At 66.1% G+C, this 26,037-nt stretch carries 25 protein-coding genes; 14 read left to right on the top strand and 11 right to left on the bottom strand.

Annotated elements, in window-relative coordinates:
- Positions 1 to 2 precede the first annotated feature (2 nt).
- The gene (locus AB0N05_RS36095) at positions 3 to 968 is read right to left on the bottom strand and encodes an alpha/beta hydrolase (protein WP_364702785.1); all 966 of its coding nucleotides are present in this window, start codon (positions 966 to 968) and stop codon (positions 3 to 5) included.
- A 263-nt stretch (positions 969 to 1,231) separates the two neighbouring features.
- Between AB0N05_RS36095 and AB0N05_RS36100 the strand changes: the two genes are divergently transcribed.
- From AB0N05_RS36100 to AB0N05_RS36110, 3 genes are all read left to right on the top strand, one after another.
- Positions 1,232 to 2,908: a hypothetical protein gene (locus AB0N05_RS36100; RefSeq protein WP_364702787.1), complete on the top strand. Its 1,677-nt coding sequence runs from the start codon at positions 1,232 to 1,234 to the stop codon at positions 2,906 to 2,908.
- 241 nt (positions 2,909 to 3,149) lie between these two features.
- The gene (locus tag AB0N05_RS36105; RefSeq protein WP_364702789.1) at positions 3,150 to 3,773 is read left to right on the top strand and encodes a L,D-transpeptidase family protein; all 624 of its coding nucleotides are present in this window, start codon (positions 3,150 to 3,152) and stop codon (positions 3,771 to 3,773) included.
- 125 nt (positions 3,774 to 3,898) lie between these two features.
- Positions 3,899 to 4,363, top strand: coding sequence for a hypothetical protein (locus AB0N05_RS36110; protein ID WP_364702792.1), 465 nt, complete (start codon positions 3,899 to 3,901; stop codon positions 4,361 to 4,363).
- A 3-nt stretch (positions 4,364 to 4,366) separates the two neighbouring features.
- Here AB0N05_RS36110 and AB0N05_RS36115 read toward each other — a convergent pair whose 3' ends face one another.
- The 5 genes from AB0N05_RS36115 to AB0N05_RS36135 all read right to left on the bottom strand — a co-directional run bounded on the left by AB0N05_RS36115 (position 4,367) and on the right by AB0N05_RS36135 (position 9,965).
- Positions 4,367 to 5,599, bottom strand: coding sequence for a metallophosphoesterase (locus AB0N05_RS36115; protein ID WP_364702795.1), 1,233 nt, complete (start codon positions 5,597 to 5,599; stop codon positions 4,367 to 4,369).
- Positions 5,600 to 5,882: 283 nt separating this feature from the next.
- A complete protein-coding gene (locus AB0N05_RS36120; protein ID WP_364702798.1) occupies positions 5,883 to 6,497 on the bottom strand; it encodes an ANTAR domain-containing protein in 615 nt (204 codons plus the stop codon).
- A gap of 16 nt (positions 6,498 to 6,513) precedes the next feature.
- A complete protein-coding gene (locus AB0N05_RS36125; protein WP_364702801.1) occupies positions 6,514 to 7,386 on the bottom strand; it encodes a GAF domain-containing protein in 873 nt (290 codons plus the stop codon).
- A 42-nt stretch (positions 7,387 to 7,428) separates the two neighbouring features.
- Complete coding sequence (locus AB0N05_RS36130; protein ID WP_364702804.1) at positions 7,429 to 9,339, bottom strand: CheR family methyltransferase; 1,911 nt, start codon at positions 9,337 to 9,339, stop codon at positions 7,429 to 7,431.
- A gap of 14 nt (positions 9,340 to 9,353) precedes the next feature.
- Positions 9,354 to 9,965 (bottom strand): chemotaxis protein CheB, encoded by a 612-nt coding sequence (locus tag AB0N05_RS36135; protein WP_364702807.1) that lies wholly within the window; start codon positions 9,963 to 9,965, stop codon positions 9,354 to 9,356.
- Positions 9,966 to 10,125: 160 nt separating this feature from the next.
- Here AB0N05_RS36135 and AB0N05_RS36140 point away from each other — a divergent pair, with 160 nt between their 5' ends.
- Both AB0N05_RS36140 and AB0N05_RS36145 read left to right on the top strand, forming a co-directional pair.
- On the top strand, positions 10,126 to 10,485 hold the full coding sequence (locus tag AB0N05_RS36140; protein ID WP_364702810.1) for a hypothetical protein: 360 nt from the start codon (positions 10,126 to 10,128) through the stop codon (positions 10,483 to 10,485).
- Positions 10,486 to 10,551: 66 nt separating this feature from the next.
- Positions 10,552 to 11,916, top strand: coding sequence for a TerD family protein (locus AB0N05_RS36145; protein WP_364702813.1), 1,365 nt, complete (start codon positions 10,552 to 10,554; stop codon positions 11,914 to 11,916).
- On the opposite strand, the gene AB0N05_RS36150 is transcribed toward AB0N05_RS36145, so the two are convergent.
- Entirely contained in the window at positions 11,903 to 12,892 is a 990-nt protein-coding gene (locus AB0N05_RS36150) for an NAD(P)/FAD-dependent oxidoreductase (protein ID WP_364702816.1), read from the bottom strand. The genes AB0N05_RS36145 and AB0N05_RS36150 overlap by 14 nt on opposite strands.
- A gap of 73 nt (positions 12,893 to 12,965) precedes the next feature.
- Between AB0N05_RS36150 and AB0N05_RS36155 the strand changes: the two genes are divergently transcribed.
- Positions 12,966 to 13,568 carry an XRE family transcriptional regulator gene (locus AB0N05_RS36155; RefSeq protein ID WP_364702819.1) on the top strand — a complete coding sequence of 201 codons (603 nt, stop codon included), beginning with the start codon at positions 12,966 to 12,968 and terminating at the stop codon, positions 13,566 to 13,568.
- Between the two features lie 10 nt (positions 13,569 to 13,578).
- On the opposite strand, the gene AB0N05_RS36160 is transcribed toward AB0N05_RS36155, so the two are convergent.
- Together AB0N05_RS36160 and AB0N05_RS36165 are read right to left on the bottom strand one after the other, a co-directional pair.
- Positions 13,579 to 14,229, bottom strand: a complete 651-nt coding sequence (locus tag AB0N05_RS36160) for a CE1759 family FMN reductase (RefSeq protein ID WP_364702821.1) — start codon at positions 14,227 to 14,229, stop codon at positions 13,579 to 13,581.
- A complete protein-coding gene (locus AB0N05_RS36165; RefSeq protein WP_364702824.1) occupies positions 14,226 to 15,374 on the bottom strand; it encodes an LLM class flavin-dependent oxidoreductase in 1,149 nt (382 codons plus the stop codon). Before AB0N05_RS36165 ends, AB0N05_RS36160 begins: the two co-directional genes overlap by 4 nt.
- Positions 15,375 to 15,523: 149 nt before the next feature.
- Between AB0N05_RS36165 and AB0N05_RS36170 the strand changes: the two genes are divergently transcribed.
- From AB0N05_RS36170 to AB0N05_RS36185, 4 genes are all read left to right on the top strand, one after another.
- On the top strand, positions 15,524 to 16,348 hold the full coding sequence (locus tag AB0N05_RS36170; RefSeq protein ID WP_364702827.1) for a hypothetical protein: 825 nt from the start codon (positions 15,524 to 15,526) through the stop codon (positions 16,346 to 16,348).
- Positions 16,349 to 16,464: 116 nt separating this feature from the next.
- Positions 16,465 to 17,487 (top strand): DUF4389 domain-containing protein, encoded by a 1,023-nt coding sequence (locus AB0N05_RS36175; protein ID WP_364702830.1) that lies wholly within the window; start codon positions 16,465 to 16,467, stop codon positions 17,485 to 17,487.
- A gap of 51 nt (positions 17,488 to 17,538) precedes the next feature.
- The gene (locus AB0N05_RS36180) at positions 17,539 to 18,264 is read left to right on the top strand and encodes a GntR family transcriptional regulator (protein ID WP_364702832.1); all 726 of its coding nucleotides are present in this window, start codon (positions 17,539 to 17,541) and stop codon (positions 18,262 to 18,264) included.
- Positions 18,261 to 18,908, top strand: a complete 648-nt coding sequence (locus AB0N05_RS36185) for a sterol desaturase family protein (protein WP_364702835.1) — start codon at positions 18,261 to 18,263, stop codon at positions 18,906 to 18,908. Before AB0N05_RS36180 ends, AB0N05_RS36185 begins: the two co-directional genes overlap by 4 nt.
- On the opposite strand, the gene AB0N05_RS36190 is transcribed toward AB0N05_RS36185, so the two are convergent.
- Positions 18,909 to 20,213, bottom strand: a complete 1,305-nt coding sequence (locus AB0N05_RS36190; protein ID WP_364702838.1) for a VCBS repeat-containing protein — start codon at positions 20,211 to 20,213, stop codon at positions 18,909 to 18,911.
- Positions 20,214 to 20,297: 84 nt separating this feature from the next.
- On the opposite strand from AB0N05_RS36190, the gene AB0N05_RS36195 reads away from it, so the two are divergent.
- The 4 genes from AB0N05_RS36195 (at position 20,298) to AB0N05_RS36210 (ending at position 24,957) form a co-directional block, all read left to right on the top strand.
- Entirely contained in the window at positions 20,298 to 20,951 is a 654-nt protein-coding gene (locus tag AB0N05_RS36195) for a helix-turn-helix domain-containing protein (protein WP_364702841.1), read from the top strand.
- Positions 20,948 to 21,814 carry a 3-hydroxyacyl-CoA dehydrogenase gene (locus tag AB0N05_RS36200; protein WP_364702843.1) on the top strand — a complete coding sequence of 289 codons (867 nt, stop codon included), beginning with the start codon at positions 20,948 to 20,950 and terminating at the stop codon, positions 21,812 to 21,814. The genes AB0N05_RS36195 and AB0N05_RS36200 overlap by 4 nt, the downstream gene beginning before the upstream one ends.
- A 52-nt stretch (positions 21,815 to 21,866) precedes the next feature.
- Positions 21,867 to 23,633 (top strand): oleate hydratase, encoded by a 1,767-nt coding sequence (locus tag AB0N05_RS36205; protein WP_364702845.1) that lies wholly within the window; start codon positions 21,867 to 21,869, stop codon positions 23,631 to 23,633.
- A gap of 244 nt (positions 23,634 to 23,877) precedes the next feature.
- Entirely contained in the window at positions 23,878 to 24,957 is a 1,080-nt protein-coding gene (locus AB0N05_RS36210; RefSeq protein ID WP_364702848.1) for an alpha/beta hydrolase family protein, read from the top strand.
- 74 nt (positions 24,958 to 25,031) lie between these two features.
- On the opposite strand, the gene AB0N05_RS36215 is transcribed toward AB0N05_RS36210, so the two are convergent.
- Positions 25,032 to 25,964 carry a LysR family transcriptional regulator gene (locus AB0N05_RS36215; RefSeq protein WP_364702851.1) on the bottom strand — a complete coding sequence of 311 codons (933 nt, stop codon included), beginning with the start codon at positions 25,962 to 25,964 and terminating at the stop codon, positions 25,032 to 25,034.
- Positions 25,965 to 26,037 lie beyond the last annotated feature (73 nt).

Below are 26,037 nucleotides of genomic sequence, written 5' to 3' on the forward strand. Positions count from 1 at the left end.
GGTCAACTCACCTTCGTCCGACTCGATGCGTCCGCCGCCAGCGCGGCGGCAATGAACTCCCGGGTCCGCCGCAGCGCCTGCACCGCTTCGGGAACCAGCAGCGGCAGCGCCTGGAATACGTGAATGCGCCCCGGCCAGAGCTCGAGCTCACTGCGCCCACCGGCGGCGGTGACCATGTCGTGCACGTACCGGGCGTCATCGGCGAGCATCTCCCCTGCACTGGCCTGCACCAGCAGCGGCGGCAGCTCGGCTCCCCGCGGCACGGACAGCCGCAGTCGCGGTGAATCCGCCCGCTGCCCTTCGGTATAGAGCTCGAGCAAGCGGCGACCAGTCCGGGCAGGTGCCATCGGATCGGCGAGCACCCGATCCCGCCCCTCGGCCAGGGTCAGCGTGAGATCCATCAGCGGCGAGTACATGAACACCCCTGCGGGTTGCGGCGTCTCATTCCGCAAGTTCTGCAAGAGCAGATCCAGCGCCAGATGCCCGCCCGCCGAATCCCCGCCGATCACCAGATCCGCTGCCCGATAACCATTCCCGAGCAACCACCGATACCCCGCCTCGACATCGTCGGCCGCCGCCGGGAATCGATGCTCGGGTGCGAGCCGGTAGTCGATCAGGAAGACCGGCAGCCCCGACAGTTTCGAGAGTCGCGAGGCCAACCCGCGATGCGTGCGAGCCGAGCACACCACGTACCCGCTGCCGTGGATGTAGTAGATGGCCTTGTCCCCGAATTCGACCCCGGCCGCGCGCACCCATTCGCCGCGCACATCACCGGTCCGGACCCGCGCCACCCGAGTTCCCGGGAGCGGTGGCCCGAACGCCGCCATGACCCCGGCGATCAGCCCGCGTCCCGCCCCGATGCCGACCCGATTCCGCGGTAGCACCCCGTTCAACCGTCGCAACCCGATCACCGACGCGTGAGCCGCGAGCCGCGTTTGCAGCGAGGCGTTCTCAGGTGGCGTCGCCAATACAGGGGTAGGAACTGTTTGTGGTGAAGTGTTCACAAGTGTCCTTCAGGTACGTCGAGGGGTGGACCTGCGGAGTGAGCGAGGGCGGCGTGTGACGCCGCAGACTGTGCGGTTGTATTGACGGGCGGTGCCGGTGTAACGGAGAGTGCGGGTGGCGGATGAACGTCATTGCGCCACACCGTTAACCGTCGCGAATCCGGCGATTCCGGACCGATCCCAGGAACCTCGAACAAACTTTCGATCACCCGGCCTACGGTGGGAGCATGACCAACGCACCGGCGCGAGACGGGACCAACCCGGTCGATGGGTGGCCGGTGAGCATGGTTGCGCTGCGCACGATTGCGCCCCCGTTCCCCGTGCCCGGCCCGAGCGGGGTCACGATCCGCACCCGGTTGAAAGGGATGACCGACACCGACGAGCGGGTCCTGCGCGCGGTGGGCGCGCACCTGGGATCCCTCGCCGGAACGGATCTGGCGCGGCGGTGTCGTGACGGTCTCGATCACAGCAGTACGGCGTGGGCCGACCGCAAACGCGCGGTGACCTGTGAATCGTCGGCGCGGTGGGCCGGGTCGATCACGAAGGGCTCCCATGATCAGTGGGCGTTGGCGCGCCGCGCCCAAGCCGCGTACCTGCGATCGCTCGAATCGACGATCGCCACGATCGAACACCGGCTCGCGCAGCCGATCGGTAGCTCCGGGAGTAGACACGCTCCGGGCGGATACCGGTCGCGGTCCGAATGGCACGCCAAATCCCGTCGCCTGCACACACTCCGGGCCCGCGCCCAGCATGTCCACGCGGCGCGTGACGCCGGGCTGGTGTCGGTGGTGCGGGGCGGCAAACGACTGCTGAACACCCGCCACCATCTCGAGGCGGCTGGTCTTGGCGAGGCTCAGTGGCGGGAGCGGTGGCAGGCGCGGCGGTGGTTCCTGGCCGCGGACGGTGAGTCCGGGAAACGCTGGGGCAACGAGACGATCCGGGTGAGTCCCGACGGCGAAGTCTCGCTCAAGCTTCCTGTCCCGCTGGCACACTTGGCCAATGCCGCGCACGGGCGCTACGTCCTGACCACCCGGGTGAGTTTCGGGTTCCGGGGCGAGGAATGGCGCGACCGGGTCGAAGCCGCTGCGGCGGTGGCCTACCGGATTCACTTCGACGTCGAGCGGGGGCGCTGGTATGTCGACGCGGCATGGCAGCGTAGAGAATTGCCCGTCATGCCCTTGGCGGCGCTGCAAGATGGTGAGGTCATCGGGGTGGACTTCAACGCCGACCACCTCGCCGCCTGGCGCCTGGACCCTCACGGCAACCCGGTCGGCGCGCCACGCCGCTTCGAGTTCCGGCAGGACGGCACCGCGACACACCGCGACGCGCAGATCCGGCACGCGCTGACCCGGCTGCTGCACTGGGCCAACGACACCCGATGCCGGGTAATCGCCGTGGAGAACCTCGATTTCACCGATGCCAGGACGCGGGAGAAACACGGCCGCCGGAAACGATTCCGGCAGTTGATCAACGGGATGCCGACCGCTCGCCTGCGTGCCCGGCTCGTGTCCATGGCCGCCGAACACGGGATCGCGCTCATCGCGGTAGATCCCGCCTACACCAGCAAATGGGGAGCCCGACACTGGCAGAAACCACTCTCTACCGAATCGCGCACCGTCACTCGCCATGAGGCGGCGGCGGTGGCGATCGCACGACGCGCCCAAGGGCATCGGATCCGGCGTCGGACGCCACCGCCCCCACCCGACCGGAGTGATCGGGTGGGGCATCGGAGCGTCCAGGCCAGACCCGGTGACCGTGGGCGTGAGGGAACCCGCCCGCCTCGGCACGGACCACCGACACGATCGGTGTCGCCGACCGAGGTACGTGAACGCGGGAACCCAGCCTGCCCAACACCGTTCGGGGCGGGCGCAGTGCATCAGAACGATCTCCACGATCACTTCTGACCACTGTCCAGGAACGGTCGCCATTGACCCTGTTCTCGCCATACCTCAAACGATCACCCATCAATGCGCCAGTTGTCAATGGCACATTCGTTACCCACCTGTTGCGGACCGCTCGCGTATTCTCCGAACCATCACCTCACCGGCCAAGACTCCGACGCCCCGTCATACCCGACCGGCACCGAATCAGCCCGATCGGCGGCTTCGGCGACGCGCTATAGGCGCGACACTGGTCCTCACGGCAGTGTGGATCGGGGCCTGCGGCACCGACCACGCGCCGCAGCAACTCCCCCTCTCATACGACGGCCCGGCCGACCAGGTCATCACCGTGGTCGCCGACCATCCCGACGCCACCACGGCAACGGTGCTCGCCTGGGATCGTGTCCCCGGCGGCTGGCGACCCGCCCTCGGCCCCGCGCCCGCGCGGGTGGGAGCCGACGGCATCGGCCCGGCCTCCGAGATCGATTCCCGCACACCCGTCGGAACCTGGTCCCTCACAGAGGCTTTCGGATACCAGAGCCGCGATGACCTCCGACTTCCCTACCGCCACATAGGAACATCGGACTGGTGGGTGTCCGACGTATCCTCCCCGCTCTACAACACGTACTACCACTGCGATTCCGGCACCTGCCCGTTCGATGAGGACGCGAGCGAGAACCTTGGTCGCGCCGGTTTCGTTTACGACCAAGCCGTGGTCATCGACTACAACCGCTCCCCCGCAATCCCGGGCGCAGGATCAGCCTTCTTCCTGCACAACACGAATGACCGCCCCACCGCGGGCTGTGTCGCCATCCCGGCCGCGAACCTCCGCGCGATCATGCGCTGGCTGGATCCGGCCCGTCATCCGGTGATCGCCATCGGGGCGTGACAGCCGCGCGACAGGCGTTGGCCCGCTGGCGTTTTTGCGCCAGATTTGGAACGGACTCGTGCGGGATGGGGATATTAATTCAGCACCGATCGGCGGAATCGGGCTGAGCGGGAGGGGATTCCCGGATGTCCGGTGTAGTCGAGGCGTCGCGGTGGGCAATTGCGGTAGCCGCGGGGGTGACGCTGCTCGGGACGGCCGCGTGTGCGGAGTCAGCCGACGTGACCCATTCGACCACCCTGTCGACGACCTTGCCGGGCGTCAAACAGGCGGGCTTCGATCCGTGCAAGCTGCTCGACGATAGGGACATCATGGCGGCCGGTGGGGTTGGGGGCGTGCGGAATCCGGATGCGTCGCCGGGGTGTGACTTCGGTGCCGTGGCACTGTATTTCGGCAATGCCACATGGTTCGGGTCCGGGGATCGGATCGGCGGGATCGGGGATGAGGCGTATTACGACCTGAATCTGCATCAGATCGCGGTGCGCAAGGGCGACACCAAGGTCTTCATCAGCCTCAAGATCCCCACTGCGCCAGGCAGATCCGAGGTGGAAGTGCTCAGCCCGCTGGCCACCAAGGTCGCCAACGAGCTGTAGCGGCTAGGCCGGGTTCAGCGCGGTGAAGTCGCGGTGAACGACGTGGTTGCGGTCGGCGCAGGTACCGAGAGCGTGGTCGGGGTGCATGCCGAGGTATTGCTTGCGGGTGCGGGCGCTCCAGCGGCGGGCCGCCTCGGAGCGGGTCTTGTAGAAGTTGGCGGTGTAGCCGCCCTCGTAGATGCGCAGCATGGTGTATCCGCCCGGATACTCCTTGGCCGCACCGACTTCCAGGAACTCCACCGCAACGCCCGGGTCCGGGCGATTGCGACGATTGCGGTGGGTGTGGCCGCTGTGATGCAGGAAGACACCCGGCGCGCAGCGGTAGATATCAGTCAGGGCGGCCGCGCTGGTGCGATCCAGGACGAAGCCCGGTCCCGCCGGATTGCTCACGGCTGCATGGGAAGTCACCGGATGATGGCCGAAGATCAGAGTGGGGCGGTCGGGATCGGCGACCAAGAGGTCGCGCAGATGCTCGAGTTGCGCGGCCTCGAGAGTGCCGCCCGAGCGTCCCCGCCGAGCGGTGTCCAGCGCGATGACGCGCAGTCCGCCGAGGAAGTATTCGGCCAGCTGCTGGAACGGATGGAACACCTCACCCCAGTGATCGGGCTGATCGGCGGGAGTGGTGTCGTGATTGCCCCGGCAGACGAAATAGTCGCGGCCCAGCACGCCCCACGAGTCGAAGCGCTCCCGGATCGCCCGGGATTCCTCGGCCGTGCCATTGTCGGTGAGATCGCCCGCCACGATCAGGTGATCGGCGGCGCGATCGGGCAGCCGCAGATCGTCCAGCAGCGCGCCGAGCATGAACGCGGGATGATCCTCGGGCTCGTGCCGCAGCCCGATCGGCAACCCGGCCAAGAGGATTCCGCTGCGCTGCTCACCGAAGTGCACGTCATTGGCGAGCGCGATGGTGCGCAGCAGGCGGCCGGGCGGCGGCGTGGCGGTGGTGAACCTTCCGGTGGATTCCGGGGATCCGGAGCGCCGGGTCACCAGCGTCCGGCCGGGCACCGCGCGGACGCCGTCCGAATAGGCCTCGAACCGGTAGGTGCGCCCGGGTTCAAGGCCGGAGATCTCGGCATAGTGGTAGGCGGTCGGCCGGGAGTCGGTATGGCGCGGCAGCGGCGCACCGGTCTCCGCGTCGGCCATCCGCACCTCGGTGTCGGCCACAACCGGTCGCAGCCGTCCCGAACGGTCGCGGGCCGCGGTCGCCCAGGTCACGGTGACGGACCGGTCCGTCACCGTGACCACCTCGAGGTCCGACGCCACCATCGAATTGCGTTCGCGCCCAGTCGATTCAGTGCGTCGACCAGTGATCATCGGCCGCAGGTAATCGGGAGTCCGCGCGAATGTCGCGACCCCCGTCGCCACGTTTGCCATCCATAAGGCTCGGAGCCCAGCGTCCAGAATCATGAGCGCCTCCATCCCAGATGACCCCAAGGTACGGTCGCGGGCTGAACGCTCCGGTCCCCCCGCATGACCATTCAGCCTCCGGAACCGGACATCTGGGGTGCGCCGCTGACCGTCAGGAGCGGTGGGACCGCGTCGGCGATGCGTCGGGTTCGGCGAAATGGACTGCGCCGACCCTCCCGCTGCTGACCTCCTCGACTATGGCCGCGGCGAGGGTAGCGACCTTGATATTGCGATGCTGAGAGATCGTCCGGAGCAGCGTGAAGGCGTCCTCGCGGCTGCATCGATCCCGGCCCATGATGATTCCCAGGGCTTGGTCGATCACGGAGCGTGATTCGAGAGTTGCTCGAAGCTGCTCGGTGAGCGCGCTGCGGCGGGCCGTCTCCATCGCGACCTCGAGCAGCACCCCGAGGTGACTTGCGGTCAAGGCGGCCGCGCGCCGGGTCCGCTCCCCGAGTTCGCCGGGAGAATCCGCATACACCGTCAGCGTGCCGATCGTGCCATTCACCGTGACCAGCGGCTCGGTATGCACGGAACGGATCTCTTCGACCAGCGCCGGATCGACGCCGGCCACCGCACCGAGAATCGTGATCGCCACGCTTACCGTCGGCCGGCCGGGCAGCATCCGGGACACGATATCGGCGATGTCCGGCACCGACTCGGCGATATCGGCCGTCGACAGCAGTAGCGTCGCCAGCTCCGACATGCCCTCAGCGAGCGCGTCCGTCATCGGAATCCCCTGGAGATCAGCATATTTGGCAGGTTCCATCGATCACTTGGCGGGCGATCTCGCCGATCGGCGCGGACATTGCGAACGCGCGCGCCCGGAGTAATGCGAGCGCGGTGTCGATATCGCAGTCGCAGCGGACCGCGACCATGCCGGACGCTTGATGCGCCGTCGCGAGATAGTCGGCATCCTCGAACAGATCCAGCCGCATATGCAGGCCGTCGGCAGCGAGCAGCAGGGAGTTCGCAAGGGTATCCGCGACGCTGGTGGCGGCTGACACGACCTGCTCGGGAAGTTCGCCGCGGGTGGTGAAGCCGCACAAAGCTCCAACGTAATTCGCGCCGCAGTGTAGCGGGACGGCCACGATCGACCGGATGCCGAGATCACTGACCGCCGGACCGTATCGCGGCCAACGGGTCAGGAGGTCCCCTCCGGATACCAGGACCGCGCCGCGGGCCTGCGATGCCGTCCGCGCAGGGCCCTCGGAAACGGTGCACTCGAGCTCCTGAGCCGCGCGCGATGTCACGTCCGACGCCGCCACCAGCAATTCGTCGCGGCTCTGACCGAACAGGGTGACCGCGGCGCTGTCCACGTCGAATTGTTCTGCGACGGTCGCCATGAACACCGGCCGATGCCGGACATCGACCGGATCCCACTTCTGCAATCGCAGAACGTGCCGACGGTGCAGTCGGGCACAGGCGAGATGGCGGGCCTCCATCGCGCGGTGCAGCGCCGCCATTCGAAGACGGAACGGCTGCATCGATTCCGGCGGGCGCTGGGCCTGCCGTTCGAACGCTTCGGCAAGCTCGGCGGCGCGCGTCGCACGTCGCCGCTCGGCGGAGATTTCCTGCCACAAGCGCGCGATCTCCTCGCGGTCCCGGTCAGGTGACACGGCAAAATCCTACGCCGTCCCGGCATCGGGAGTCCGGAATTGTCAATTTCCCTGCGTAGTAGCTGAATTCGGCTGGCCCTCCTCCATCAGCAGCACTACACCGTCCGATGAACCGTCCAGCGGGGAAATCGTCACCGAACAGACGATGGGACGACCGATGCGGCTGATGGCCGGGATGTCGATCGGGCCGCCGCGCTGTTTCAAGTCGAGAGCCTGCTGTGTGAGATGGTGCAACTGGTCGGTGGGCAGTCCGAAATCCAGTGTGAAGAACACCTGATTCTTGACCTCGGCGGCACGCAGCCCCCACAGCTCCTCCGCACCGCGATTCCAGCTGCGCACCTTCAGGTTGCCGTCCAGCACCACCACACCGGCCGCGACACTGGTCAGCACACCCTGGAGAAACGCCCGCGTCTCCTCCAATTCGCCGCTGCGGATACGGATCTCCTCGTTCATCGTCTCGAGTTCCTCGTTACCCGACTGGAGTTCCTCGTTGGTGGTTTCGAGTTCCTCGTTGGTGGATTGCAGTTCCTCGTTGGTGGTCTCGAGCTCCTCGATGCTGGATTGCAATTCCTCGTTGGTGGTTTCGAGTTCCTCGTTGGTGGATTGCAGTTCCTCGTAGGCGGTTTCGAGCTCCTCGCGCTTGACCTTCACCTCGGTGGCAAGCTTGGTGGGCATGGTGGTGTCGATGAAGTGGATCGCGATCCCGACACTCGTCCCGTCACCGACTGCCAGCGGCTGGATGAGCACATCGAAGAACTGGGTTTCCTCCGGTCCCAGCCGCCGTTCCACCGAACTGATCCGGACCACCCGGCGTTCGGCGTGGGCCTGCTCGATCAGCGACCGCAATTCGATAGGGCGGTAGGAGATCTCCAGGTCGCTCAGGGGCCGCCCGATATCGTGGTGATTGAGCCCGAACTGCGCGCGCATCTGATTGTTGATCACGGCGACCTTGCCGTCGGGGTCGACGCCGATCATCGCGAATGGCGCGGCCTCGAGCGCCAGGTCGCTGAGTTGCCGCTTACGGACCGCGCTCTGCACCTCGGTCCCCATGCCGAGCTCGAGCCGCGGAGGGCCCGGCGTTTGCGGCGGCACTGACTCCCCCGCCCGCCGCCGGAAGATGCGCTGGCGCATGCTGGAGATCTCGAACCGCTCCCCGTCGGAGAGCAGCATCTCGGCCTTGCCGAGGAAAAGGAAACCGTCCGGGCGCAGCGCGAAGTGGAAGCGATCCAGGATAAGGGCCTGTGCCTCGACATTGAAGTACATCAGGGCGTTCCGGCATACCAGCAGGTCCAGGCGGGAGATCGGCGCATCCCGGGTGATGTCGTGGCGGCCGAAGATCACCCGCCGCCGCAGATCCGAGCGGAACAGGAACCTGTCGCCATTGGACTCGAAGTACCGGTTCCGCAGGTCGGCCGACAGCGGCGCGAGCGATTTGGCGGTGTAGAGACCGGTGCGGGCCTCACGCAGCGCCTCCTCGTCCACATCGGTCCCGTAGATCTTGACCCGCTTGATGCATTCCGTGAGGCCGAGCGCCTCGGCGAACATGATGGCCAGCGAGTAGGTCTCCTCACCGCTGGAGCAGCCCGCGCTCCAGATCCTGATCTCGCTGGTCGGATCCATGCCCGCGAGAAGTTCCGGCAGGACTTCGCGTTGCAGGTACTGCCAGGCCTCGATGTCGCGGAAGTAGCCGGTGACATTGATGAGGATGGTGTTGAACAGGGAGCCGAATTCTTCGGCGTTGGTCTGGAGATAGTCCTGATAGTCAAGGTATTCGGCGATCTTCACCTCATGCATGCGCTTACGGATGCGCCGGGCCAGCGACGAGCGCTTGTAGCCGGTGAAGTCGAAGCCGCGGGAATCGCGAATGAAGATCAGCAGATCTTCCAGTGCGGGATCCGCCTGCACGACCTCCTCCGCGGCCTCCGGTCCCGCCTCCTCGTTCGTGTCGGTCACTGCCGCCTCGTCCATCACCGCCGACTCGCTTCGACCAGACTCCGGATGACATCGCCGATCTCGTTCAACGGCAACAGGAAATCCACCGAACCGGTCTTGGCCGCCGCATCGGGCATACCCCGGAACTCGGCCTCCTCGGGGTCCTGCACGAGCACGGTGCCACCCCGCGACTTGACCGCGCTCACCCCCATCGCGCCATCACTGCCCGTCCCGGTCAGTACGCATGCGATCGCCCGCGGCCCGTACGCCCCGGCGACGGATTCGAACAGCAGGTCGGCCGAGGGCCGGACGAAATGCACGAGTTCGCTGCTGGACAGGGACAGCACTCCTCCCGACCCCACGAGTAAGTGATAGTTCGGTGGCGCGACGTACACGATGCCGGGTTCGGCGCGTTCGTCCGCCTTGGCGAGCCGCACGGGCAGTTTCGTTCGCCGCGCGAGCACCTCGGCGAGAACCGTCTGGTGGCGTGGGTCGAGGTGCTGCACGACCAGGACCGGCACCGGAAGGTCGTCCGGCAGACTGCCGAGCACTCGGCTCAGTGCGGTGATCCCGCCCGCGGAGGACGCGATGGCCACGACGTCGTAGTTGTCGGGGCGCGAAACACCCTCGAAATCAATTGAATCCATCGTCGGCCAGCCGATCGTGATGGTGCGGGGAGACGCTGTCGAAAGCATGGCATTCGAACACCACCTCAGCCTAGCGCTTCCGAGGCGTACTATTTGGAAACCAACTTCCCGGGTCCCGTAGCGCGGCTCTGGATCTCTCACGCACACTCAGGAGATCACAGTGGCTGCTCCCGCTCTGCCCAACGAGCTCGCCGACGACCAGGACATGATCACCCTGTCATTCGACGCCGGTCGGTACCTGTCCCCCAGCACGATCGCGTTGGCCGATGCCAGCCATCGGCTCGTCCGGCATCTGTTCGACGTCAGCCTCCAGTTACATCCCCTACATGCCGTATTCGACCGCGCCGATGCGACACCCGATGAGATTCGCGCTGCCAGCACCGCCGTCACCGGTGTCCTCGAAGACATCGACATGCTCATGTCCGACGCCCGGTTGGTCATGCTCTCCATCGCTCTGGAGCAGCTCGGTGACGCCGTGGACGAGGAACAGTCCTACGGCAGGCACAAACTCCTGAAATAGGCATCGACGAGGGCGCGGAATTGTTCCTACAGTGGCAGCAGAGGGCTCCACGACGAAGGACAGACCTTGGCCACGACACTTGTTAAGGGACAGAACGGGCCGCTGACCGCCGCCGAGGTGGTGATCTCCATGCGAGTCGGAGCCGGTGCGGATCTGTCGGCGTTGCTGGTGACCGACAGCGGCAAGGTGCGCTCCGACGCGGACTTCGTGTTCTACAACCAGCCCAGCGGGCCGGGCGTGCACTTGCGGCCCGGCGCGGGTGGCGGCGTGCTGGCGGTGTCGCTGGGGCAGGTGCCCGCCGACATCGCGCAGATTCGCGCGGTCATCACCCTCGACGACGCGGGGGCGACGTTCGGGCGGATCGCGCCACCGACCGCCGTCGTCGCCGACGCGAGCGGTAATCCGTTGTACGAGTATCGGATCGATGGCCTGAGCACCGAATCCATTGTGATCGCGGTCGAGTTGTATAGGCGCAATAACTCGTGGAAGGTGCGCGCGATCGGACAGGGTTATGCCGGTGGGTTCGCCGCACTGGTAACCGATCACGGTGTGTCGGTGGACGATGCACCCCGGTCGGTGCCGAACCCGGTCACTGCCCCGCCGCCCCGGAACCCGCCGCCGACGCAGGCGTATTCGCCCACGCCGTCCAATCCGCCACCCGCACCGTCGTATCCGCCACCCTCCCAGCCGATCCCGGCCCCGCCCAACTATCCGCCGCCGCCCACCCAGGCGTATCCCCCACCGGCGCAACCCTATTCGCCGCCGACGCGCCCGATTCCGCCACCGCCGCCGACCCAGCCGTTCCGCGCGACCCCGCCACCGACCGGCGACACAAACCTCTCCCGGGGCCGTCCGGTGAATCTGTCCAAGGGACAAAAGGTCACGCTCCGCAAGGAGGGCGGCGTCGAACTCACCCGGGTCCGAATGGGTCTGGGCTGGGATCCGGCCAAGCGCGGCGGGCTGTTCGGCAGTCGCACCGTGAATATCGACCTGGATGCCTGGGTGGCCCTGTTCGACGGCCGGAATCTGGTCGATGTCTCCTATTACGGCCAGCTGACCTCGAAGGATGGCTCCATTCGCCACCAGGGCGACAATCTCACCGGTGAGGGCGAGGGCGACGACGAGGTGATCCTGGTGGACCTGAACCGGATTCCGGCCCGGGTCTCGACACTGCTGTTCATCGTGACCTCCTATCAGGGGCACACCTTCGAACAGGTCAGCAATGCCTACTGCCGGTTGATCGACGAGACCACCAATGCCGAACTGGCCCGGTACTCGCTGGCGGGTGGAATGCCTTTCACCGCAATGGCCATGGCCCGGGTGTTCCGCGCCGATGGCGAGTGGAAACTACAGGCCATCGGCGACGGATTCCAGGCCAAACACCCCGGCGAGGCGGTACCTCAGTTGGGGCGCTTCATTACGGCGAGCTGACTCCCGCGGAGTCCGAACGCAATTCGCGGTAGGCCTCGACCGCCAGTCGCGTCTCCTCCCCGATCAGGTCCATATTGATGGTGGCCGCCGCCATGACGGCGGCTGCCGCGGCGGCCCCGACCTGTGCGCCGATATCGGTGACATTGCCCGCGACCCACACCCCGGGCACATTCGTGCGCCCGGTCGGGTCCGCCGGAATGTGCTCACCCATGCCCGTCGGATGCTCCACCGGCGTAAGTCCCAGCGCGGCAAGGAATCCGGTGCGCGCCACGTGCCGCGAAGACACCGCCAGCACCGCACGCGCGACCACGGTGCCGTCGCTCATCCGGACTCCGCTGATGTGATCATCCGTGACCTCCACACCCGCGACTTCCCCTGTCACCACGCGGATTCCGCGTGCGGCCAATTCCTCGGCCTGTTCCTCGGTGAGCGGCGGCAGGCCGTTGAGGAAGAACGTGACATCGTCACTCCACTGCCGGAACAGCGAAACCTGATGCAGCGACATCGGTCCGCTGCCCAGCACGCCGATGGCCCGGTCCCGCACCTCCCAGCCGTGGCAGTACGGGCAGTGCACGAGATCGCGCCCCCACCGCTCCCGCAGCCCCGGAATATCCGGCAGCTCATCGACCAGTCCGCTGGTCACCAGCAGCCGCCGGGCACGCACCGTCCGGCCGTCCCCGAGTGTGACCACGAACCCGTCGTCCGCCCGATCCACGGTCTCGACCGAACCGGACACCACGTGCCCGCCGTACTGCCGCACCTCGGCCCGGCCGCGTTCCAGCAGCTCGAGCGGCGATACGCCCTCCCGCGCGAACAGCCCGTGCACCCCGTCGGCCGGGGCATTGCGCGGTTCACCGGCATCGATCACCGCGACGGATCGCCGCGCCCGCCCGAGCACCAGGCCCCCGCTCAATCCGGCAGCGCCGCCGCCGACCACCACCACGTCATAGCCGTCCTTCAGCTGATCGGTCACCATGACCACCTCCTTGCCATCGACAATGCAGGCCGACCGGCAGTCCTGGCAAACACATTTGCCAATACGGCAAACTATGAACATGGACGACGACCTCGACAAGGCGCTCGACGCGGTCGGCCCCCGCCTCCGTGCCCTGCGCAAACAACGCGAGACCACCCTCGCCGACCTGTCGGCGGAGACCGGCATATCGGTCAGCACTCTCTCCCGGCTGGAATCCGGCGCACGCCGCCCGACCCTCGAACTCCTGCTCCCCCTGGCCAAGGCCCACCGAGTCTCCCTCGACGAGCTGGTCGATTCCCCGGCCACCGGCGACCCACGCATCAATATGCGCCCCACCACCCACCGCGGCATGAACGGCATGACCAGCATTCCCCTGACCCGCCGCCCGGGCGGCATCCAGGCATACAAGCTGGTCATCCCCGCCAGTAGCGGTCGCAGTGAACCCGATCCCAAAACCCACGAGGGCTACGAGTGGATGTACATCCTCAATGGCCGCCTGCGCCTGGTCCTCGGCGAACACGATGTGATCCTCGAACCGGGCGAGGCAGTCGAATTCGATACCCGAGTCCCGCACTGGTTCAGCGCGGCCGGTACCGAGCCTGTCGAATTGCTCAGTCTCTTCGGCAAACAGGGCGAGCGCGCCCATCTGCGCGCCCGCCCCAAAGCCAAGAACTGAACTCCCCGCGTCAGCCGGAGTGGCCCGCCAGCAGCTCGCTGAACGGGGTCACCACACCGAGGGAATTGCCGGAGGCGCGGCGGCGAGGCCGATCCAGGTCTTGGGCGAAACCCTCGACGCCGACGGATTCGGCCACCACCAGGGCGGCCAACTCGGCGGCTGCCCGGTGAATGCGCTCGGCCAGACCCTTGGAACCGAAATCCGCTGTGGCAGCGAACACTCCGGTCGGGATGACCACCGCGCGCAGATAGGCGAAGAGCGGGCGCATGGCGTGGTCCAGCATGAGGGAATGGCGTTCGGTCCCCGCGGTCGCGGCAACGAGCACCGGCATGCCATTGAGCGCGTCCGGGTCCAGGATGTCGATGAACATCTTGAACAAGCCGCTGTAACTGGCCGTGAAGACCGGGGTGACGGCGATGATTCCCGCTGCGGCCGAGACCTTTTCACGCGCCGCCGCCACGGCGGGCGTGGGGAGCCCGCCGGTGGTCATGGTGGTGGCGAGGTCGGCTGCCAACTCTCGGAGTTCGATCACCTCGAACTCGACGCTCTCACCGCGCCCACCGACCGCCGCGAAGACGGCGGCGGCGAGCTGATCGGCGAGCAGCCGGGTCGAGGAGGGCTGGGAGAGACCGGCGGAGAGAACTATGACCTTGCGGCTCATGCCTTTTCGCCTTCCTGCTGTGCGGCGAGCACGCGCTCACGGGCGGGCTCGACCAGGTGGTGCGGCGAATCGGGCCCCGCGGCAACCAGACTGCCGTGGGTGGGCGGATCGCTGGGGACGTGCTCGGGGCGGCGCAGTTCGAATTCCTTGCGCAGCACCGGAACCACTTCGCGGCCCAGGATCTCGATCTGCTCCAGAACGGTGTCCAGGGGCAGTCCGGCGTGGTCCATCAGGAACAGCTGGCGCTGATAGTCGCCCACATAATCGGCGAAGCCCAGCGTGCGCTCGATGACCTGCTCGGGGGTGCCGACGGTCAGCGGGGTCAGCTCGGTGAAGTCCTCCATGGACGGACCGTGCCCGTAGACCGGCGCATTGTCGAAGTACGGCCGGAACCGCTTCTTGGCCTCGGCCTCGGTGTCGGCCATGAAGACCTGCCCGCCGAGTCCGACAATGGCTTGATCGGCCGAGCCGTGTCCGTAGTGCTCGAACCGCTGCCGGTACAGGCGCACCATCTGCTCGGTGTGCTCCTTGTTCCAGAAGATGTTGTTGTGGAAGAAGCCGTCACCGTAATACGCGGCCTGCTCGGCGATTTCAGGTGTGCGAATGGAGCCGTGCCACACGAACGGCGGGGTGCCGTCCAGCGGCGCGGGCGTGGAAGTGAAGCCCTGCAAGGGAGTACGGAACTTGCCCTCCCAGTCGACGACCGGCTCCCGCCACAGCTTGCGTAGCAGGTGGTAGTTCTCGACCGCGAGCGCGACGCCATCGCGAATGTCCTTGCCGAACCATGGATACACCGGCCCGGTATTGCCGCGTCCCATCATCAGATCGACGCGACCGCCCGCCACGTGTTGCAGCATGGCGAAGTCCTCGGCGATCTTGACCGGATCGTTGGTGGTGATCAGGGTCGTCGCGGTGGACAGGATCAGGCGCTCGGTGCGGGCCGCGAGGTAGCCGAGCAGGGTGGTGGGCGAGGACGGCACGAAGGGCGGATTGTGGTGCTCACCGGTGGCGAACACGTCCAGGCCGACCTCTTCGGCCTTCTCGCCGATGGCGATCATGGCCCGAATCCGCTCGGCCTCGCTGGGCTTGCGGCCGGTGGTCGGGTCAACGGTCACGTCGCCGACGGTGAAGATTCCGAACTGCACGGTGTTCTCCTCGACTCGAGGTCTTACCCTTTGGTGGATATGTCAACCACTTGAACAGGCGACCACCCGCCGATATTCCGATCCCGTCACGGCCTCGGTGCCCAGCCTGAATCCGCAGGTCAACGGGTTTCGGAAGCTATAGTGCAGGAATGTCTTCCGACCTCGCCTTCGAGTGGGACAACGGCCCGGACTCGGCGGAACGCCTCTGGGGAGAGGCCTTCGCCTCCATCGACGCCATGATTCCCGACTCCTGCTTCGAGGACGACGATCAGGCCCACGTCATCGGCACGGTCGCGGCACGACGCGGTGACGCACTGGTGGGCGTGACGGAGATCTACGACGAAGAAGGCAAGGGCGGGGTCGCCTCCATGCAGGCGGCGTATGTGCCGCGGGAGGTGCGGCGGATCCTGTCCGGCTACTACGACGACTCGCCGACGAGCAGTGAGGAATTCGCGGCGGTCGCGGGCATGTATCGGCTGGCGGCCGAGCAGCTCGGCGCGGCCGGGTACCGGGCCCTGCTGTTCGACGGGATGGATACCGCCCCGGACGGCAAGGCGGCCGTGGAATTGCGTGCACACCCGATCCGCGAGTACGCCCGGAACTGGCACGTCGAACCCGCTCGCTGGGAGCGCCCCGAGGGACTGCCCGCGGTGACGCTGACGAAAGTGCGTGAGCCCGACACCGATTCGCCGGAGGTCGAACTCCAGACCGAGCACGCCGCGGTCCGCGCGTATCTCATGGACCGCAGCGCTTATATCAATGTCGGCGAAGCGATCAGCTACTCGGGCACCGATTCGGTTCATCTCGCGGCACTGCTCGCCGAACTCGTCACCCGGCTGCGCGAAAACTATCCGGGTGCAATCGAATTGACCGTATTCGAATTCGAGGACGAAACCATTCACGCGGCGCTCCCGCTGGCCGGATTCGAAATCTCGGGCCGCCACGTCATGTACGAACTCCCTCTGACCCGCTGAAATCGCGCTGATCGCTTCCCACCCGAGCGGCCACTCGGGCGCTACATTCGTGTCTACCCCGAGCGTTATTCGCCTTGCCGGAATTCGGCCGAACGACGAGAAGCGAGTGGACTGCGATGGTATTTCCCCCTGATATTCCCGTCACCAATGCGACGGTGGATTTGGATGTATTTCCGCCGCAACAGCATCGGCGCTGGACCGTACTGCTGCGAGCGCTGCTGGTGATCCCCCACCTCATTGTGCTGTGGCTGCTGAGCATCGCCGCCACCGTGGTGGTGATCTGCGGCTGGTTCGGCGCGTTGGCGATGGGCCGCCTACCGCAGTGGTGCGGCGACTTCCTGCGCAACTTCTTCGCCTATGCCGCGCGGGTGCACGGCTACAGCATGATGCTGGTCGATGATTACCCGCCGTTCTCGCTGAGCACCGAGGCCGAGTACCCGGTGCGGATGCTGTTCCCCGCGCCGACCCCGCTCAATCGGGTGGCGGTGCTGTTCCGGCTCATCCTCGCCCTGCCGATCCTGGTGCTGACCGGCTGGTTGAGCAGCGGCTGGGCGATCGTGTCGTTCTTCATCTGGCTGATCACCGTGATCACCGGGCGGATGCCGCAGTCGGCCTTCGAGGCCAGTGCCGCGGTGCTGCGGGCCGAGATGCGCACCGGCGCGTACGTCTACCTGCTGACGCCGACCTACCTGTCCGGCATCTTCGGAGACCCGACCCTGCTGCCCGTGGTCGATCCCGCCCTGCCGGAGATGCATCCGGCGCAGGTGGAACCGGCACGGTTCTCCGCCACTCGCCCGCTGTGGATGTCGCGGGGTGGGCAGATCCTGCTCATCGTCATGCTGGTGCTCGGCGTGATCAGCAGCTTCTTCCGGGTGTCCGCCGGGGACGAGGACGACGACCGCACCGATACCGGCGCGGTGTCCAGCTCGCATCTGGAGTCCCAGGTCGGCACCGACTACACCGATCGCACCGGCCGCACGGCGAGTGAGGTGAGCTGTCCGCACGACCTCCAACCGCGCTATGGCGCATCGGTGACCTGCACTGTTCATGACAATGGCGCGATGATTCCGGCCGCGGTCACGGTGGATGAGATGACCGACAGCGAGCTGCACTACAACATTTCCCTCGGGAGCCAGTAGCACTGGTCTGACCACTTGACCTCTGACCAATTGGGTTCTACGGTCTGAGGCATGGCGTTGAAGCGGATCGACCGGCGAACGGTTCCGGACGAGGTATTCGAACAGCTCATCGACGATGTCCTGGACGGTGAACTGGCCCCGGGCGCGGCCCTGCCCGCCGAACGGCAGCTGGCCGAGGCGCTCGGGGTATCCCGGCCGACGGTGCGCGAGGCCCTGCAGCGCCTCGCGCACACCGGCCTGGTCGAGGTCCGCCAGGGCGGCTCCACCACGGTCCGCGACTTCCGCCGCTTCGGCGGCCTGGACATGTTGCCCCGCTTGATCTTCCGCCGCGGCGAACTCGACTACACGGTGTTGCGCAGCATTCTGGAGGCCCGCGCCTCGATGGGCCGCGAGGTGGCCGGACTGGCCGCCCGCCGCGGCGACAAGCAACTCGGGGCCGCCCTGCACGCGAGCGTGGAAACCCTGACCGCACAACAGGATCCGCTCGCACAACAGCGCGAGGCACTGGCGTTCTGGGATCTCCTGGTCGACGCCGCCGATTCCATCGTCTTCCGGCTGCTCTACAACAATCTGCGCGCCGTCTACGAACCCGCCATGGCCGCGCTGGCCGCGGTCATGACCGCCGAGGTCGGGCAGGCCGATCGCTACCGCGCCCTCGCCGATGCCGTCACGAACGGCGATCCCGACACCGCCCGCAACGCCGCCGATGCGCTGTTGTCTTTGGCCACAACGGAATTCGATTCCTTCATCCGCCGTCTAGAGGAGGCGACCCCGTGACCGTCCGCAAGAACTTCTCGCTCACCGATGCCTTCGCGGCCTTCATCCGCCAGCCCACCCCCTGGATCATCGGCAGCCTCCTCGTCGGAGCCGTCGCCGCCCGCGTGGCCATCGGCGACTGGCAACTCACCGACGCCCTGGTCCCCCTGATCATGCTGGCCCTGTTCCCCTTCGCCGAGTGGATCATTCACGTGACGGTCCTGCACTGGCGCCCGCGCCGGATCGGCCCCCTACGCATCGACTCCCTGCTGGCCCGCAAGCATCGCGAACACCACGCCGCCCCACGCGAGGTCCCGCTCATCTTCATCCCGTGGCAAACCTTCCTCTGGCTACTCCCCGCACTGATAGCCATTGCGCTGCTTACCTTCCCGCGTATCGGCCTGGGCCTGACCTTCCTGATGGTCCTAGGCGTGCTGGGCCTGAACTACGAGTGGACCCACTACCTGATCCACACCGACTACAAGCCCCAAGGCCGCCTCTACCGCGCCGTCTGGAAAAACCACCGCTTTCACCACTTCAAGAACGAGCACTACTGGTTCACGGTGACCACCACGGGCACCGCCGATCGGGTCCTGCACACCTACCCCGATCCAGCGGCAACCCAGAACTCCCCCACCGCGAAAGCGCTGCACGGAGTCGGCTGATCAGCCTCTTTCGCCACTACGGTTCATGAGCACGGCGACGTCCTCGGAGAGACTGCTCATGGTGACCAGGTCGGCGCGGCCGTCGCCATTCAGGTCGACCGCCTCGGCGGCTTGCGGGCCGAGGCCGATGGTGTGCTGTTCGACGTAATCGAAACCACGGTGGCCATTGCCCTTGAAGATCATGGCGGTGGACGGAACATACTGTCCGGCCATCAGATCCGGGATGCCGTCGCCATCGAAGTCGGCGACCGCGACCGCACAGGGTGTCAGCGCGGGTCCGATCAGCTGTGGCGCACTGAAATTCCCGTGCCCGTCACCCCAATGAATACTGGCGCTGAAGCCCGCGATATTCGCGGTGATCAGATCCAGATTGCCGTCACCGTCGGCATCGGCCAGCTTGAGATCCTCACTGGGCAGCGCCGCGAGATTCCAACGCGGAGACTGGAATCCGCCGTTCCGGTCGTTCAGCATGACCCAGACGCCGGAGGTGAGCAGGTCATGGAATGCCAGATCGGCGTAGCCGTCATTGTCGAAGTCGCCCGCGAGGACGCTGGCCTTGCCGATGCCGACCCCGCGCCACTGCGGAGCGCCGAAGTGCCCCTGCCCGTCACCGTGCATGATGCCCACGCCTCCGGGCACCGGCAGCAGACTATTGAAGGCCAGGTCGATCGCGCCGTCATGGTCGAAATCGGCGAGCGCGACGCCGAACGGAATGCCGCCGGTGCGATAGGTGACATTCGGATTGAAGTCGGTCGAATAGGCGCGGTCGACGTGGAAGTTTCCGTGCCCGTCATTGAGCAGCACCGCGATGCTGAGGAAGTTGGACACCACGAGGTCGGGCGCACCGTCACCGTTCAGATCCGCCGTCTGGACGGCGTTCGCCCCGACCTCGGTGTGCACGAACTGATTTCGCTGCAATCGCCCGGTGCCATCACCGAACAGGATGCCGACCCCGTCGACAATGCCGGTCGCCGCGACATCCATGGCGCCGTCACCATTGAAGTCGGCGTACGCGATGGTCTGCGATCCGGCGGCCGGGCCGAGCCCGCCCACGTTGTACTGGACCGATTCGCGGAATATGGGATTCGCGCCCTCGGAGGACCCCGAGCTCGATCCGGACGGGAGGGCGAGCGCGCCCGAGGCTCCCATCACCGCCGATCCCAGCGATAGCGCGAAGACCGCGCCCACAGCGCACAGTCGCTTCGCACCTGAGGTCAGTCGGCGGTGTGTCATTGCTTGAAGGTAGGAAGTCGACTCCGCCTTGGACATGGCATTGCGGGCCACCGCATTGACATCTGTAGACACAGGGGTTGCCTTCTCGGTAACTGGGAGTACGCTCGTTTCTGAGTCCACTCATTAACCGGTTCGGTTCGGAGGTGTCGAATGTCCATGTCACCCGAGTCAGCGCAGGTCGGACGGCGTCAGAAGAATATGCATGACAAGCAGACTCGGATCTTCGACGCTGCTGCGGCGCTGTTCGCCGAGCATGGGTTCGAGAGCGTCACCACTCAGCAGGTATCCGATCGCGCGGAAATTGCTGCGGGGACACTGTTTCGGTACGCGGCGTCCAAGGGCGAACTGCTGCTCATGATCTACAACGAGGACTTCCGGGCTGCGTTGGAACGCGGGGATCGGGCGGCGGAGGCCCAGACCGATCCGGTGCAGGCGGTCGCGGCACTGATCGAGCCGATTCTGGCGGCCGCTGGGCGCAATATCGAGAACACCGTGGCCTATCAGCGCGAACTGCTCTTCGGCTCGCCGACCGACCGATATCGGTCCGAGGGGCTGTGGCTGGTCGCGCGGCTCGAGGCGCGGATCGCCGAGCTGCTGACCGTTTCCGCCGCCTCCCACGGTCTCGATTCGCCACTGCTGGAAGAACATTCACGCCTGGCGGGCCGCAGCGCGTTCGCGGTGCTGCACCTCGCCCTGGCCCGGCCGGTGACCGGCGCGCATCCCGGCCACGACGCGTTCACCGACCTGCGGGCTCAGATCGCGCAGATCATTGCCGGATTCTTCACATCCCTCGAGAGGAGAGAAGTATGACCATCGATATTCGCAAGGTGACCGTGCTCGGTACCGGCGTGCTGGGTTCACAGATCGCCTTCCAGACCGCCTACAGCGGCTTCGACGTCACCGCCTACGACATCAACGATGAGGCGCTCACCGCGGCCAAGGGCCGCTTCGACGGGCTCGCGGCGGCCTACCGCGCGGACAAGATGCCCGGAGCCGCGGACGGCAAGGGCGAGAAGACCGCCGCCGCCATTGCGCTGAGTTCCGATCTGGCACAGGCGGTTCACGACGCCGACCTGATCATCGAGGCGATCCCCGAGGTGCTCAGCCTCAAGCAGGACACCTACGAGAAGCTCGCCAAGCTCGCGCCCGAGCGCACCATCTTCGCCTCCAACTCCTCCACCCTGCTGCCCAGCGCCATGAAGGATTTCACCGGCCGCCCCGATCGATTCCTGGCGCTGCACTTCGCGAATCTGGTGTGGAAGTACAACACCGCCGAGGTCATGGGCACGCCCGAGACCGATCCGAAGGTGTACCAGGCGGTCGTCGACTTCGCCTCCGCCATCGGCATGGTGCCGATCGAAATCCACAAGGAGAAGGCGGGTTACGTCCTCAACTCGCTGCTGGTGCCGTGGCTCAATTCCGGAATGGCCTTGGTCGCAGGCGGATACGCCGATCCGGAGGCGGTGGACAAGACCTGGATGATCGGGACCGGCGCACCCAATGGCCCGTTCCGGGCACTGGATGTCATCGGCCTCACGACCCCCTACAACATCCTCGCCAATAGCGAGGATCCGAACGGGCAGGCACTCGCGAAGTGGTTGAAGTCCAACTACATCGACAAGGGCAAGCTCGGCGTCGCGACGGGTGAGGGCTTCTACAAGTACGGCGCCTGACATCCGGCTCCCCGAGCGGTACTTCCGAACCGGTTCTATGGATAGGAGTCACATGTTCTACAGCAGCGGCAATTACGAAGCGTTCGCCCGCCCTCGCAAACCGGCGGGAGTCGACGACAAGACGGCATGGTTCGTCGGCGCGGGCCTGTCCTCGCTGTCCGGCGCGGCGTTCCTGATTCGCGATGGCCAGATGCCCGGGAACAAGATCACCATCCTGGAGGAGCTGAAACTTCCCGGCGGCGCGCTCGACGGCATCAAGGAGCCCAAGAAGGGCTTCGTGATTCGCGGCGGCCGCGAAATGGAGAACCACTTCGAATGCCTGTGGGACCTGTTCCGGTCCATCCCGTCGGATGAGGTCGACGGCAGCGTGCTCGACGAATTCTATTGGCTCAATAAGGATGACCCGAACTTCTCCCTGGAACGGGCCACCGTCAATCAGGGTCAGAGCGCGCAGACCAAGAACCTCTTCACGCTCAATGACCGCGCCCAGAAGGATGTCACCAAGATCTTCCTCGCCACCCGCGAGGAGATGGAGGGCAAGCGCATCAACGAGGTGTTCTCCCAGGACTTCTTCGAGAGCAACTTCTGGATGTATTGGCGCACCATGTTCGCCTTCGAGGACTGGCACAGCGCCCTGGAAATGAAGCTGTACCTGCACCGCTTCGTGCACCACATCGGCGGGCTGCCGGACTTCTCGGCGCTGAAGTTCACCAAGTACAACCAGTACGAATCGCTGGTCCTGCCGCTGTACAAGTGGCTGCTGGATCAGGGCGTGACCTTCAAGTTCGACACCGAGGTCACCGATGTCGACTTCGACCTCACCGCGGATCGCAAGCAGGCCACGCGAATTCACTGGGTCTCCGACGGCGTGGCGGGCGGCGTCGATCTCGGCCCGAACGATCTGCTGCTGATGACCATCGGCTCGCTCACCGAGAATTCCGATGAGGGCAATCACCACACGCCCGCCAAGCTGAACGAGGGCCCGGCCCCCGCCTGGGATCTGTGGCGGCGAATCGCGGCCAAGGACAAGGCCTTCGGCAATCCCGACGTCTTCGGCGGGCACATTCCCGAGACCAAATGGGAGTCGGCCACCGTCACCACGCTGGATCAGCGCATCCCCGAATACATTCAGAAGATCTGTAAGCGAGATCCATTCAGCGGCAAGGTCGTCACCGGCGGCATCGTCACCGCGAAGGACTCGAGCTGGCTGTTGAGCTGGACGGTCAACCGCCAGCCGCACTTCAAGCAGCAGTCCAAGGATCAGATCGTGGTCTGGGTGTATTCGCTGTTCGTGGACAAGCCCGGCGACTACGTGAAGAAGACCATGCAGGAATGCACCGGCGAGGAAATCACCCAGGAGTGGCTGTACCACATGGGTGTTCCGGTCGAGGACATTCCGGAACTGGCCGCGAATGCCGCCAAGACGGTGCCGGTCATGATGCCGTATGTGACCGCGTTCTTCATGCCGCGCAAGGCCGGTGACCGCCCCGACGTGGTGCCGAAGGGCTCGGTCAACTTCGCCTTCATCGGCCAGTTCGCCGAGACCTCCCGCGACTGCATCTTCACCACCGAATACTCGGTGCGCACCGGCATGGAGGCCGCCTACCAGCTCCTCGATATCGAGCGCGGCGTCCCGGAGGTCTTCAACTCGACCTACGACATTCGCAGCCTGCTCGCCGCCACCAGCCGCCTGCGCGACGGCGATCCGGTGCACATCCCCGGTCCGGAGATCCTGCGCCGCAAGCTGCTCCAGAAGCTGGACGACACCGAGGTCGGCGAGCTGCTCAGCGAGTTCGGATTGATCGGCGACAAGAAGTAGGCGGGAGAGTCTGCCCCAGAAAGTCGGAAGGCCCGGTCCCCAGGACCGGGCCTTTCGGCTGCCCGGCCCAACCCCGGACCAGGCAAACCTACCTGGTGTTATTCGGCATTTGTCGATTAGTGGCCGTGATCACATTTCCTTTTAGCTATCCAACAGCAACACTTCCACCCGATCGGACGATAGGTACATCGACCCAGCGCGACAACGGTTTTCATGCACCGCCTAAGCGAAAGGATCGGCGTCGATGCGATCGCCCTTCGGAAATTCGAATTCTCCCCAGCGCCCGAATGCACCTCGGCGCACCGCGGCCTGGCTGCGGCGCACCGTGCTGGGAGTGACCCTGGCCGTCTTGGCCTCGCTGGTCACGGCCGTCACCGGCAGCATCGCGACGGCCTCCGCGGCCTTCAACCCCGCCGCCTTCGACTTCTGGGTCGACTCCGCCTCCATGGGTCCGATCAAGACCCGCGTCCTGCGCGCCGCCGACGGCAATACCAATCGCGTCGTCTACGCCCTCGACGGCATGCGTGCCCGCGAGGACCTGAACGGCTGGGAGATCGAGACCACCGTCGCCGAAACCCTGGCGTCCTGGAACATCAATGTCGTCATGCCGGTCGGCGGCCAGTCCAGCTTCTACGCCGACTGGAACGCGCCCAGCGAATTCCTCGGCATCCCAGCGGGTACCGGCTCGGCCAATACCGGATCCGGTGCCACCGACATCCTTTCCGGCGGCCCCGGCAAGAGCTACCGCTACACCTGGGAGACCTTCCTGAACCAGGACCTGCGCTGGGCCCTGCGAGATCGCCTGGGCTTCAACCCGAATCGCAATGGCGTCTTCGGCCTGTCCACCGGAGGCAGCGCGGCTCTCACCCTGGCCGCCTACCATCCGGACCAGTTCAGCTTCGCCGGATCCTTCTCCGGCTACCTGAACAACTCCGCACCGGGCATGCGTGAAGCCATCCGCCTCGGCATGATCGACGCGGGCGGCTACAACGTCGATTCCATGGCCCCGCCGTGGGGCCCGCAGTGGCTGCGCATGGACCCCTTCGTCTTCGCACCCAATCTGATCGGCAATAACACCCGCCTCTACATCGCCGCCGCCAGCGGCCGCCCCACCGCCAATGACGGCCCCAATTTCGGCACCGTCAACGGCATGGCCCTGGAAGCCCTGGCCCTGGTCAATACCCGGGCCTTCCAGGCCCGCATGGCCACCCTCGGCGGCGGCAATGCCACCTACTCCTTCCCCGAGTACGGCATCCACGCCTGGAACACCTGGCAGGACGAGGCCAACCGCATGCTCCCCGACCTCTCCGCCAACATCGGCTAGGCGGAGACGAAGGAGCTGTGGTGGCGGGAAATCCCGGGCTTCGCCGCCACCACAGCTCCCTCACCGTTTCGAGATCAGTACGCGCAGGTGCGCCAGACTTCGGCTACCTCCAGGAGACGGGCGCGGACGCGATCTACGTGTAGGCGGACCGGGCCGCCCACTCGGCGGGCCAGATACACCGTGTTGATCGGGGAGTCCTCGGGCTCATGGAGAGTCACCAGATTGCCTGCCGCCAGTTCGCGGGAGCACAGGTAGCGCGGGAGAACACTGATGCCCGCACCGGCGACCACGGCCGACATCACGGCCCGAAGGTCGGGAATGACCAGGGCCGGATCGGCTTCCAGGCGAGTGTCGAAGACATGCCGCCAGTAGCGCCGGACAATGGGAAGGTCGGCGGCGTAGCTCACCAGCGGAATGCCCGTGAAATCGTTGGCGCGCAACCGGTTCAGATCCGCCCGGGCGGCGACCTCGGGTGATGCGACGAGTATGAATTCCTCATCGGACAGGGGATCCGCCAGGACGGCGCGACCGCGGGGCCGGATTGTCGAGAGAACCAGGTCCAGTTTGCCTACCCGAAGATCGGCCAGCAGGTCATCCGCGAGTCCGGTGGTGACGGTCAGGCGCACGCCTTCGCCGAATAGTGGTGCGAGGCCCGGCAGGGCCAGGGCCGCGAGCATTTCGGCGGGACCGCCGAGCAGCACCGGCGGCTCGGGTGCGGCAGCTTGGTCACCGACCGGAGACCCGATGACGGATTCGAGCGAGTCCAAGGGCGTCGAAACCCGCGTGGCCAGGTCGTGCGCGGCCGGGGTAGGTGCCACGCCGCGTGGGAGGCGTTCGAAGAGCGGGCGGCCGAGATGGCGTTCCAAAGCTTGCAGCTGGGTGGTCACAGTCGGCTGAGAAAGGCCGATCTGGGCAGCGCCCGCGGTGATGGATCCGGCCCGATAGACGGCCAGAAACGTGCGGAGCTGCGCCAAATCCATGGAACCATCGGACTGCCTATGTCTCATATAGGTGAGTCTATTGGTCAAGCGATGATCGGGTGCCTACCGTTGTCTCCGAGACGAACTGACAGATTGCATT

The sequence above is a fragment of the Nocardia sp. NPDC051030 genome (assembly GCF_040683015.1).
Taxonomy (GTDB): Bacteria; Actinomycetota; Actinomycetes; order Mycobacteriales; family Mycobacteriaceae; genus Nocardia.

Excerpts from the sequence above, each read along its gene's own strand:
- AB0N05_RS36215 (WP_364702851.1), bottom strand. The coding sequence starts at position 25,964 with ATGAGACATAGGCAGTCCGATGGTTCCATGGATTTGGCGCAGCTCCGC.
- AB0N05_RS36135 (WP_364702807.1), bottom strand. The coding sequence starts at position 9,965 with ATGGATTCAATTGATTTCGAGGGTGTTTCGCGCCCCGACAACTACGAC.
- AB0N05_RS36200 (WP_364702843.1), top strand. The coding sequence starts at position 20,948 with ATGACCATCGATATTCGCAAGGTGACCGTGCTCGGTACCGGCGTGCTG.
- AB0N05_RS36150 (WP_364702816.1), bottom strand. The coding sequence starts at position 12,892 with ATGGTGACCGATCAGCTGAAGGACGGCTATGACGTGGTGGTGGTCGGC.
- AB0N05_RS36120 (WP_364702798.1), bottom strand. The coding sequence starts at position 6,497 with ATGACGGACGCGCTCGCTGAGGGCATGTCGGAGCTGGCGACGCTACTG.
- AB0N05_RS36170 (WP_364702827.1), top strand. The coding sequence starts at position 15,524 with ATGTCTTCCGACCTCGCCTTCGAGTGGGACAACGGCCCGGACTCGGCG.
- AB0N05_RS36155 (WP_364702819.1), top strand. The coding sequence starts at position 12,966 with ATGAACATGGACGACGACCTCGACAAGGCGCTCGACGCGGTCGGCCCC.
- AB0N05_RS36180 (WP_364702832.1), top strand. The coding sequence starts at position 17,539 with ATGGCGTTGAAGCGGATCGACCGGCGAACGGTTCCGGACGAGGTATTC.
- AB0N05_RS36205 (WP_364702845.1), top strand. The coding sequence starts at position 21,867 with ATGTTCTACAGCAGCGGCAATTACGAAGCGTTCGCCCGCCCTCGCAAA.
- AB0N05_RS36160 (WP_364702821.1), bottom strand. The coding sequence starts at position 14,229 with ATGAGCCGCAAGGTCATAGTTCTCTCCGCCGGTCTCTCCCAGCCCTCC.
- AB0N05_RS36175 (WP_364702830.1), top strand. The coding sequence starts at position 16,465 with ATGGTATTTCCCCCTGATATTCCCGTCACCAATGCGACGGTGGATTTG.
- AB0N05_RS36210 (WP_364702848.1), top strand. The coding sequence starts at position 23,878 with ATGCGATCGCCCTTCGGAAATTCGAATTCTCCCCAGCGCCCGAATGCA.
- AB0N05_RS36110 (WP_364702792.1), top strand. The coding sequence starts at position 3,899 with ATGTCCGGTGTAGTCGAGGCGTCGCGGTGGGCAATTGCGGTAGCCGCG.
- AB0N05_RS36100 (WP_364702787.1), top strand. The coding sequence starts at position 1,232 with ATGACCAACGCACCGGCGCGAGACGGGACCAACCCGGTCGATGGGTGG.
- AB0N05_RS36195 (WP_364702841.1), top strand. The coding sequence starts at position 20,298 with ATGTCACCCGAGTCAGCGCAGGTCGGACGGCGTCAGAAGAATATGCAT.